Below are 9,751 nucleotides of genomic sequence, written 5' to 3'. Positions count from 1 at the left end.
AGTAAGAAGCTTAATCTCGCAATGAAAATTAGTTAATTTGACCAATGGTTGAGCAGGCTACCCGAGGTGGCAAGTTGATACAATCCTCTAAACGCTCTGTACTATCTCTTCAGACCAGTTGAATTCTCCAGATTTCATAGGAATGCAAAGTAAAACAAGCTAACTAACTGATTAATATTGGCTAGCAAGTGAACGTTAGTGCTTTTACTCTACATATAACCTTAATGAGATCTACGTCAGGTTTTTGTAAGTATTCTTAAAGAGAGCCTTATTCTGCAATGGGTTATTTTTGTCAGTGCAAAAATTATGATAACTTCCACCTCAAGTAATATCGTCTCCATATGAAAAGAAATCCGCATTATTTAGGGGCTATTTTTCGCTTTTATCTAGTGTTTAAATTTAACCCACCTTGTGTGTTTTTTAGTAAGTGAGAAATTATGTTTGATCGTCAACCACAGGTAGATTTGTGGCTGTGTCCCCTTATTGAACTCGATGAAACATTTGAGCGAATCTCACATCTTAAAACGTTCCTCACACCAGATGAGATCGCTAAGGTTGATCGCTACCGTATGCACGCTGATAGAATTCGTGCGCTCTACGTTCGAGCCTATCTTCGCTCAATACTTTCTCGCTACTGCAATATCGAACCTACTCAATGGCGTTTTGAATATGGTGACAAAGGAAAGCCTACTTTAGAGATTAACCAACTTGCTTCAACGGGGCTTCACTTCAATATTAGTCACAGCAAAGATCACTTGTTGATTGGCGTGTTTCAATCTCCAGCAGATACAGTTCAGCTGGGGATCGATATTGAACACACTAGAGAGAGCACCGATATTCATGCAATTACGGCTCATTACTTTTCAAGTAGAGAGGTAGAAGACTTAAATAGCTTGCCGGCGGTTCACCAAAGAGCGCGCTTTTTTGATTTATGGGCGTTGAAAGAGTCCTATATAAAAGCGACAGGTAAAGGTCTATCGACTTCTCTTAAAAGTTTCTCTTTTGATTTTTCGTCAATGAAGGTGAATCACGATCACGACCTTGTTGGTAACGACGTGGGTAGTACTTGTAGTAATGGCAAGTTTGAACTTTACACAGGAATCGACATTGTATTCGCAGACCATACAAGCGATAAAGAAAAAGAAGGGACAAATAGTTCGACGTATTGGCAAAGTGCCTTAGGTCGCCTTAATGATCAATATAGATTCGCGGTGACGTTAGGTGGAGTCAGTAACGATATGATCATTAGCATGCATGAATTTGGAAATGACGATTTGTTTCGGTAGAACTATTGCCGCTCTTAATACGATAATCAGTAGAACGGCAGTTGAGTTCGGTTATTAGTGAGTAGATCTTCGAGAGTGCCCTACCCTCAACTAAAATACATTGTTTGCACTAACCTGCTAGCATCGCCTTTAAAACATCTTCTGGTAATGGATGCAGACGCTTCTCTTTATCCAAACACACCATCTCAATATCACCTATAACGGCAGGCCTAGTCGCACCTTTCTGCCACACTTCTTGTCGCCAAAGCGTTTTGTATTTGCCATCCAGTTTAAATGAGGTACGAATATCGCAGATTTCCGCAAACTCCACACCGTCTTGAAACGTCATGTTAGCCTTGTATACTGCAAACCCTAACCCATACTCATTCCAAAGTTCAGCGAGCTTGTCACTGCCTAATACGTGCTCTCTTGCACGTTCAAAGTACTTTAGGAAGTTTGGATGATAAACAACCCCTGAGTGGTCGGTGTCTTCATAATATATTTGTACAGGATGGTGAAAGATCTTGCTCATGTAGGTGGATCTCGTTATTAACGTTGGCATCATCAAAATGCGAAATAATTGTCGGCACTCTACATTAAACCTCTAAAACACTTCAAGAATTGAAACGTAAAAGCATGCTAGTCTGACCTCTTTAAATTCATTTCCCTCGCGTTAACTAAGAAACATGCCTTTTTCATTTTGTTCTAACAAAAAATCCCAAAATGCTTTTACTCGTACGACTTTCCGCATCTCCGGATGGGCAAGTAACCAAATATAGCCACTAAACTCATTAGGTAATCGGTATACCTCTACAAGCTCGGTTGACATCAACGCAGGTAAAAGAGCAATGCCAAGCTTATTTTTCGCGCAACCCTTAGCTGTCTCTACATTGTTGCAAGTAATACTATATGGACCACTCGATACGTTTTGTCGAAACCATTTGACCGGTCTCGGCTCAAAGCCTTTATAACCAATTAAGGGCTGCTTTCTAAGTAACTCCAAATCCATTTTTTGTTTTGGTACCAAATCAGGATGCGCAAAAAAGGCCCAAGGTGCCTGCTTTAATTTTCTCGCGATAACGTTTTCTGGTGCTTTCATATTTGCTCTAATGGCAATATCAGCTTCCCGTTTACCAAGGTCTAAATCGCCGATTCCTTCGATTATCTCAAACTCAACCAAAGGGTATTTTTGATTAAACTTGTAAATCATTTCCGGCAGCGTTCGTGAAGCCATCGTATTCGGTGCTGTAAGACGTATTAAGCCTTGCATATCTTTCTTATTGATATGAGTACTCAGCTGGATTGCCTCAACATGAGATGCCATTTTCTTTGCACTTTCTAGTACCTCTAACCCTGCATCTGTTAAACGGTACCCTTGCCGGTCTGCAATAAAGATTTGGCACCCTAGCTGTTCTTCCAACCCTTGTATTCGACGCCATGCTGTACTGTGATTAACCCCAATATGTTCAGCTGCCGCCTTCAATGACCCCTGCTCTGCAATAGCAATAACATATCGTAAATCGTTCCAGTCCATAGATTTACTCCTTCAGCTAGTCTGTTTTTTGTTCAAAGCCAAAATTTTTAACATACGTTGAACATCCCATCCATTGCAATTATGCATTTTAGTAATGCATATATTGCCATTTATTTGCATCAATGAAATAACTATATTTGAACCATGACAACTCTAAAGGTGATAAATATGAAAAACATTCTCGCAATCTATTCAAGTGCAGCTGGTGAATACTCTACGTCTACACAACTGGCTAAACAGTGGATCAACCAACAATCAGTAAACCTAATTGAGCGTGATATAGCATCGTCGCCTATCAACCACTATGACGAAGTTACACTAAGTTCATTTTTCTCAACCGACCCTGAGCAATTGACTGGTGAACAAATGCAAGCTTTAGACACTTCCGATAAACTGATTGGAGAAGTTCAAGAAGCCGACTATGTTGTACTTGCTGTTCCTATGTATAATTTTGGTATTCCCTCTACACTGAAATCTTGGTTTGACCAAATTGCTCGTGCGGGTAAAACCTTCACTTACGGAGAGAACGGTCCGGAAGGCCTTTTGCAGAATAAGAAAGCGGTTGTGATACTGACCCGAGGTGGCTTTTATAAAGACAGCGACCATGACTTCATGACACCCTATTTAAAACAGTTTCTCGGGTTTATCGGGATAGCAGATGTTCAGTTTATCTATGCGGAAGGCACGGCAATGGGGGAAGAGAGTAAAGAGTCAGCTATTTCAAACGCAAAACAATTGTTGGAAGAAGTCGCTGTTTAACTGAGCGTTAGCTGCTACAGGGAACACAATTATCACAATTTGGATAAGCACGTACATATCACAATGATTATATGTACGTGTTCTAAATCAACCACTACAAACCAAAGCCAACTTTAGGCAGTTTGCGTACAGACCTAAACAGATCGTGATCACAAAAGTTCATCAGTGGTATACTCTACTATCTATTAATTAATTACTAGCTGACCACTATGAAAGATTGTAATCAATGCGGTAAATGCTGTACTAAATATGGCGGTGGCGATCTTTGGGCATCCCAAGAAGAAATTGATTTGTGGGAGATATTTAATCCAGAAATTTTTGAGTATGTGAAAAATGGTAAGATTTGGTTCAACCCAGAAACAGGCGAACAATTCGACCATTGTCCTTTCCTCGAATGGGTGCAAAAAACTCAATCACAAGAATCAGATAAATATACCTGCAGTATATACTTAAGCAGGCCAGAAGACTGTCGACACTACCCTAGTCTCATTGCTGAAATGGTAAGAGATGAATGTGAAATGATAGAAGCTCTTGACTTAGATAACCCGAAACAAGCCCAAATTAAGCTCGATAAATTAATGATAGATAGCCGCCCACCAAGCACTTAAAGCGTACATTTCGGTATAGAATTAAGACTCTCATAAGTTCTATTTCGTCATCATTTTCCTACATTCATTGCTTACCAAATGCTTGTTCAATTTTTTGATCGGTATTGTATTCACTTAATGCAAACATGGACCAAATAACCGCAGGTATCCAACCAATTAAGGTGAATTGTAACACCAAACAAACAACACCCGCTATTGGTCGTTCAATAGTAAAAAACTGAAGCCAAGGAAGAAAAATAGCCAACAAAAATCTCATCTCAAATTCCTACATAAACTAAGTAATTAATCACCCTGATACTAAACTTAGCGCATAATCATATCTGAATATGTCCAAAATATGAGACTCGGTGCTCATCAACGACATTCGCTTTACTGAAATCATAATCAACTAAACGAACATCTAATGTAGAGATCGAGGCGAAATCTTTGTCTAGGCATGACTTAACAAAGGTTGCCAAAGGCTCAGGCCTAACTCAAATGAGGCTATTGTGATGCCAAATCGATTTTCCGATTTTTGTAATAATACTCTTTGTCATGCTCCCCTATATCTCTCAAAACACGACACGGGTTACCCACAGCAACAACATTCGCTGGTATATCTTTGGTTACAACACTTCCTGCACCAATAACAGTATTTTCACCAATGGTAACGCCCGGTAAAACGACAGAATTAGCTCCAATCCAAACGTTATTCCCAATAGCCACAGGAATATTAAATTGTGCAATGTCACGTCTTAGGTCTGGATCAATAGGATGCCCAGCTGTTGCTATGGTGACGTTAGGGCCAATCATGACATAATCACCAATATATATATGCGTATCATCAACTAACGTTAGGTTGAAGTTAGCGTACACATTCTTACCTAAATGGGTATGAATTCCCCAGTTGGCACGTAAAGGAGGCTCTAAATAGCAGTTTTCACCAACTTCGGCGAACAGCGTTTTCATTATTTCTAAACGCTTATCCCCTTCAGTTGGTCTAGTGAGATTAAAGTCATACAGCCTGTCTAAGCATTTCATTTGCTCATTAGCTAAGGTTTCATCGTCACAAAAATAGACTTTCTGCCCGTGTAATTTAGTCTTACTGTCCATCATTTACCTCTCTTTGAAAGACACCACTATAGCCAGATTAAAAAGTTCTGCATTAGAGCTTGAAACAAACACTTTTGCCCACGATAACTTAAATAACCATCAAGTTTGACCATAACAAAAACCAAATGTATTAGTATGTTTTCGAACAAGTTATTGGATGAAAAGCACTATGTTGTTACTGTGAATGGAAAACGAACCAGATGTATGTCCGACAGATACAAAAGCGCCCAAAGTAATTAACTTCGGGCGCTCGTATAGAAAACGGTTATTCGCTATATCAACCTATTTATAGAATGCTTCAACCGTTCCTTTTAAAGTAATCAACATTGGCTGGCCCCAACGGTCTAAGGCTTTAGGTGAAGGTACTTTTACCCAACCTTCGCTGATGCAGTACTCTTCAACATCATTACGCTCTTTACCTTTCAAACGAATACCAATGTGGTGCTCAAAGATTTCAGCCACGTGGTGTGGGCTACGAGGATTACCCGAAAGGCGATCTGGTAATGTTGGTTTCGATGTAGTGTCGTTCATGTTGGTGACCTGACTTAAATAAAAAGTGCGCCATTGTAGACCTTATAGAGCAACCGCTCAAGCTCTCTTAACATACTTAGCAGTCACCAGAATTTCTCCAGCGCCATCGACCTTACAATCCAATTGATGGTCTTTGCCTTCTATAATTCGCTTTATAACCGCTTTGGTACCAATTTTAAGGTTTAACGAGCTTCCTTTCACTTTCAAATCTTTTACTAATGTAACTTTGTCACCCTGTTCTAAGATTTTTCCATTGATATCTTTCACAACAAAAACATCTTCAACATCTGATGGGTTCCACTCATACGAGCACTCTGGGCAAATAAGATTCTCACGATCTTGGTAGACGAACTCAGAATTACAATTGGGACACGGAGGAAACGACATACAGTTTTACTTATACAAATGGGACTTGCGCTTATGGTAATCGCTCTTTTTGTGCTTGCCTAGTTATTTGATTAGCTTTACTTAATAGACGATGCAGAACACCAAAGGTAATAGGCTAGCAAGTAATAGTGTGTGGCCGACACTTGTACCTTCAAGTTTTGTAACAATGAAAGATTTAGGCGAATCATTTTCTATAAGGGTACTAGCAACAACACCCGCACTATTGGTTGGATCGCTATAACCAACTTTATGTCCAGAAAACGACATAATTGAACCTACCCCAACAAGAATCAGCATTGAATAGAACGCATAGTCAGTTAGAAATGATAATTGTAGTATCCCAGTAAAGATTTCAATGGTGAATACAATACTTAAAGAGATGACATTAGAGCCTATCAATAGTTTTAGAAAATTGGACATATAACACCCACGTATCCATATTGAAGCTTTAGATAAATCATTAGTTTATCTGTCACAAAACGTTAGTATATGACCTGTGAAAACTAAACGCCATGTGTTTTGCGTCAACTCAATCATTTCATAGTAGCAGTTAATAATTTGACGCAACTCTTACTATTGGACTAACGATATCATATTGATTAATTTGTATTTACTTAGGTTTAGCCAGTTTAGTAAACTCTCTATACAACACAATAATTCATAACGAATAAAGGCGGCAAACATGGGGGAAGCAATAGCAAGCCTTCTGATTATATTTGGTAACCCTCTAGCTTACAGAGTCGGTAGACTAATAATTTCTATTTTGACTTTTGGCAAACTCTCTATCGAGCCATTACCGTCTAAATACCCTGCAAATTTTGTACAAGCATTCGATGACGATAACACTACTACGTGTAAAGCTTCTGACAGTTATGCCATTTCACATAAGGTTGTTTTAGCTGCTGGGTACTTTGTCATTCTTAGTCTCTTTTCTGCCGTGCTTTATAGCTTCCGAGATGTATTAATGGCAACTAAAGTGTCTTAGTCAATGTTTGGAGTGATACTCAAAAGGCCAAGCCTTATATAATTTAAGAGCCACTAAAAAGCAGCTCTTATTATTTGTATAGATTAGCAACCAAAAGTTAATCAGTTAATCGGCTCCTTGTCATTTAGCTTAAAGTAAATATTTGCCACTACTTTCTCTGCTAACAGTATTGTAAAGACAACCGCAATAAACGCGATAACGCCATTCCAAGGGCCTGTAAACTGAATCTTATCGCCAAACAACAGGTTGAGTAGCTCTAATATCAAAAATTTGGAACCGACGAGTATGATATAGCTCGACACTGCGCGTATAACTTTCGGTAACAAGCCTTCTTTTGTCGCGAAGTAACCTGCTAATTTGTGCTCTGCTTGAATCGAAGCCTTAAGTAATACCTGTAATAATATTGCTGCGGCAAATGAAACCGTAAATGAAGAAAAACTAACGAAACCCCAGTATTCATTGAAGAAGTTTAGTACACACAAATCAACCAATATCGCTAGTGTATAACCAACAAATAGTCGCTGTTTTGTGTTAAATCCGTAAATAGGTGCTTTAGTCGTCATATTGTTCAACTCTCTTACGTATTGATTAGTTAGAAAGTTCGTCCAATTACTTTCTTCATAGCAAACAGGTGTATCTTTTTCGTATTCTAAGTAGCAAAAACAAGAGCCTGCCGATCAGGCTCTTGTTGCCATCTGTTACAGAGTATTTTTATAAATCACACCATCTTTCATGATCACTTTCTTCGTTTCATCTTGAATGACACAATCAACACTTTCCAATGGGTTGCCATCAACAATAAGCAAATCAGCATAAGCACCTTCAACAATATTACCTAGTTGTCCATCTTGGTATGGGTGCTGATAGGTCGACAATTCAAATAAACGACCGCAGTTAGACGTTGCCATACGCAGCGCTGTAATGGTGTCGAATGTCTCTTCAATCGCTTTAAGCTCTTGCATTTGAGTTTCGTGTACATTCGCTGTACCAACACAGTCAGTACCAAATGCAATATTTTGAATATCGTACTTCTTGATTAGTTCGGCCGAACTTAGCATCGCTTTACCGACACGCTCCGTTTTACGATAGGTTTCTTCATTTGGTAGTGGAATCTTACGTTCTGCGATAAGTGACGCGGTAAAGTAAGATGGAACAACCCAAATATCCTTCTCTTTGATGATTTTCGCCACTTCATCGTTCATGATCGTCGCGTGTTCAAAACATTTAACGCCCGCTTCTGCCGCTCTTAACATTGCTGGAATCGTGTGTATATGCGCTGCAACGTAAGTACCGTAGTCACTTGCTGCTTCAACCGCTGCTTTCATCTCATCTAATGTGTATTGAAGCGTATCTAGCGGGTCAAAGGTAGATGATGCACCACCACCAGCCATTATTTTGATTTGAGAAGCGCCGTTAAATAGCTGCTCACGTACTGCTTTTAATACTTCTGTGCGACCATCAGCCACTTTGAACGTTCCGGTCTTCATTAGTGGCGAGTCTTCGTGCCCATTGGTTAATCGCTCTTGCGCTTGGTTCTGGCGATAATCAGAGTGACCACATGTTTGTGAAATAGCAGCTTGTGAAGGAAGGATACGTGGACCCGTTGCATAGCCGCTATCAATCGCGTTTTTTAGACCTAAAGCGTTACCACCAACATCGCGACATGTTGTAAAACCGCGCATCAGCATCTGTTGTGAGATTTTTGCAGAGCGAATTGCAATTTCGTTTGTTGTCATCGCATCTAGAACATTAAATCCGGCTGAAAGCGTAATGTGTACGTGAGCATCGATAAGGCCTGGCATAACCGTACCGCCTTTAGCATCAATCACTTCATCAGCAATTGCAGGGTCAACCTGACCAATTTTAGTAATTAGGTTATCTTCGATAAGAACTGAAACATTTTCAGTTAATTTGTTATCAGTGCCGTTAAATACATTTGCGTTCACAATTAGCTTTTTCATATTTAATATCTCTTTTTGGATTAAGCTTGTTAAGCTGATGAAGTAATCATACTCACCGACCTATACAAAGAATTGCCATTTGGTGACAATAAAATCAAAGCTAAAAATCGGAACTACAAAAGCATTAGAATCCAAAAAAAGCAGCAACGGTATAAGCTGACTGCCTCTGAACTAAAGGTAAAGAAGTCATTAAGTATTACTCTAAAACTAAGCGACTTCTTTATCATGGATTGGTACTAGCACGCCTAACGCCACCATCACGCCGCCACCAATTAAGGTGTACCAAAAACGCTGCATGAAGACTGCATCAACAAGCTCTAGATTGAAAGGCCCAACTGCAATGATCAAAATCAACAACATAATAAAGGCTGCCGCTAACGTGTAGTTGTGCTCAAGAAAGACAAGGATCATATAAAGTGACAGGATAACGAATGACCATACGACGACCGTCACAGCCAGTGGTGACTCTAAGTCTCCTAACAACAAACCTAAAGGTAGATATGCCACGGCTCCAATGACCGTTCCACTTAATCGCTGCCAAGCTTTAGGGGCAAGGTTTTTGCTTATTGGGCTGTGAATCATCATAAACAAATACGCACCAAGAGCAGCCCCTGTTCTATCAATAAAAC

The 9,751-nt window shown here is 39.6% G+C and carries 14 protein-coding genes; 4 read left to right on the top strand and 10 right to left on the bottom strand.

Annotated features, from left to right (window positions below; translation table 11 throughout):
- Positions 1–437: 437 nt before the first annotated feature.
- Positions 438–1,286, top strand: coding sequence for a 4'-phosphopantetheinyl transferase family protein (locus L4C54_RS11525; protein ID WP_428800255.1), 849 nt, complete (start codon positions 438–440; stop codon positions 1,284–1,286).
- Positions 1,287–1,395: 109 nt separating this feature from the next.
- On the opposite strand, the gene L4C54_RS11520 is transcribed toward L4C54_RS11525, so the two are convergent.
- Both L4C54_RS11520 and L4C54_RS11515 read right to left on the bottom strand, forming a co-directional pair.
- Complete coding sequence (locus L4C54_RS11520) at positions 1,396–1,797, bottom strand: thioesterase family protein (protein ID WP_428800254.1); 402 nt, start codon at positions 1,795–1,797, stop codon at positions 1,396–1,398.
- A gap of 141 nt (positions 1,798–1,938) precedes the next feature.
- On the bottom strand, positions 1,939–2,799 hold the full coding sequence (locus L4C54_RS11515) for a LysR family transcriptional regulator (protein WP_428808297.1): 861 nt from the start codon (positions 2,797–2,799) through the stop codon (positions 1,939–1,941).
- A 168-nt stretch (positions 2,800–2,967) separates the two neighbouring features.
- Between L4C54_RS11515 and L4C54_RS11510 the strand changes: the two genes are divergently transcribed.
- Together L4C54_RS11510 and L4C54_RS11505 are read left to right on the top strand one after the other, a co-directional pair.
- Positions 2,968–3,558: an FMN-dependent NADH-azoreductase gene (locus tag L4C54_RS11510; protein WP_428808296.1), complete on the top strand. Its 591-nt coding sequence runs from the start codon at positions 2,968–2,970 to the stop codon at positions 3,556–3,558.
- A gap of 209 nt (positions 3,559–3,767) precedes the next feature.
- Entirely contained in the window at positions 3,768–4,166 is a 399-nt protein-coding gene (locus tag L4C54_RS11505; protein ID WP_428808295.1) for a YkgJ family cysteine cluster protein, read from the top strand.
- A 64-nt stretch (positions 4,167–4,230) separates the two neighbouring features.
- Here the strand turns inward: L4C54_RS11505 and L4C54_RS11500 are convergent, their stop codons facing one another.
- From L4C54_RS11500 to L4C54_RS11480, 5 genes are all read right to left on the bottom strand, one after another.
- Positions 4,231–4,422, bottom strand: coding sequence for a YqaE/Pmp3 family membrane protein (locus tag L4C54_RS11500; protein ID WP_428800250.1), 192 nt, complete (start codon positions 4,420–4,422; stop codon positions 4,231–4,233).
- A 227-nt stretch (positions 4,423–4,649) separates the two neighbouring features.
- Positions 4,650–5,258: a sugar O-acetyltransferase gene (locus L4C54_RS11495; protein ID WP_428800249.1), complete on the bottom strand. Its 609-nt coding sequence runs from the start codon at positions 5,256–5,258 to the stop codon at positions 4,650–4,652.
- A 282-nt stretch (positions 5,259–5,540) separates the two neighbouring features.
- On the bottom strand, positions 5,541–5,789 hold the full coding sequence (locus tag L4C54_RS11490) for a DUF3297 family protein (protein WP_428800248.1): 249 nt from the start codon (positions 5,787–5,789) through the stop codon (positions 5,541–5,543).
- A 57-nt stretch (positions 5,790–5,846) separates the two neighbouring features.
- Entirely contained in the window at positions 5,847–6,176 is a 330-nt protein-coding gene (locus L4C54_RS11485) for a zinc ribbon domain-containing protein YjdM (RefSeq protein ID WP_428800247.1), read from the bottom strand.
- 81 nt (positions 6,177–6,257) lie between these two features.
- Complete coding sequence (locus tag L4C54_RS11480) at positions 6,258–6,596, bottom strand: hypothetical protein (RefSeq protein WP_428808294.1); 339 nt, start codon at positions 6,594–6,596, stop codon at positions 6,258–6,260.
- Between the two features lie 262 nt (positions 6,597–6,858).
- Between L4C54_RS11480 and L4C54_RS11475 the strand changes: the two genes are divergently transcribed.
- A complete protein-coding gene (locus L4C54_RS11475) occupies positions 6,859–7,161 on the top strand; it encodes a hypothetical protein (protein ID WP_428808293.1) in 303 nt (100 codons plus the stop codon).
- Between the two features lie 101 nt (positions 7,162–7,262).
- Here L4C54_RS11475 and L4C54_RS11470 read toward each other — a convergent pair whose 3' ends face one another.
- The 3 genes from L4C54_RS11470 to L4C54_RS11460 form a co-directional block, all read right to left on the bottom strand.
- Complete coding sequence (locus L4C54_RS11470; RefSeq protein WP_428808292.1) at positions 7,263–7,724, bottom strand: hypothetical protein; 462 nt, start codon at positions 7,722–7,724, stop codon at positions 7,263–7,265.
- 135 nt (positions 7,725–7,859) lie between these two features.
- Complete coding sequence (locus L4C54_RS11465) at positions 7,860–9,122, bottom strand: metal-dependent hydrolase family protein (protein ID WP_428808291.1); 1,263 nt, start codon at positions 9,120–9,122, stop codon at positions 7,860–7,862.
- Between the two features lie 207 nt (positions 9,123–9,329).
- The coding region (locus L4C54_RS11460; RefSeq protein ID WP_428808290.1) for an FUSC family protein at positions 9,330–9,751 on the bottom strand (422 nt) is incomplete at its 5' end.

Source organism: Vibrio lamellibrachiae (assembly GCF_050337265.1).
Classification (GTDB): domain Bacteria; phylum Pseudomonadota; class Gammaproteobacteria; order Enterobacterales; family Vibrionaceae; genus Vibrio; species Vibrio kyushuensis.
The sequence above is the reverse complement of the archived record's forward strand: the minus strand, read 5'-3'. Positions and strand labels throughout refer to the sequence as shown.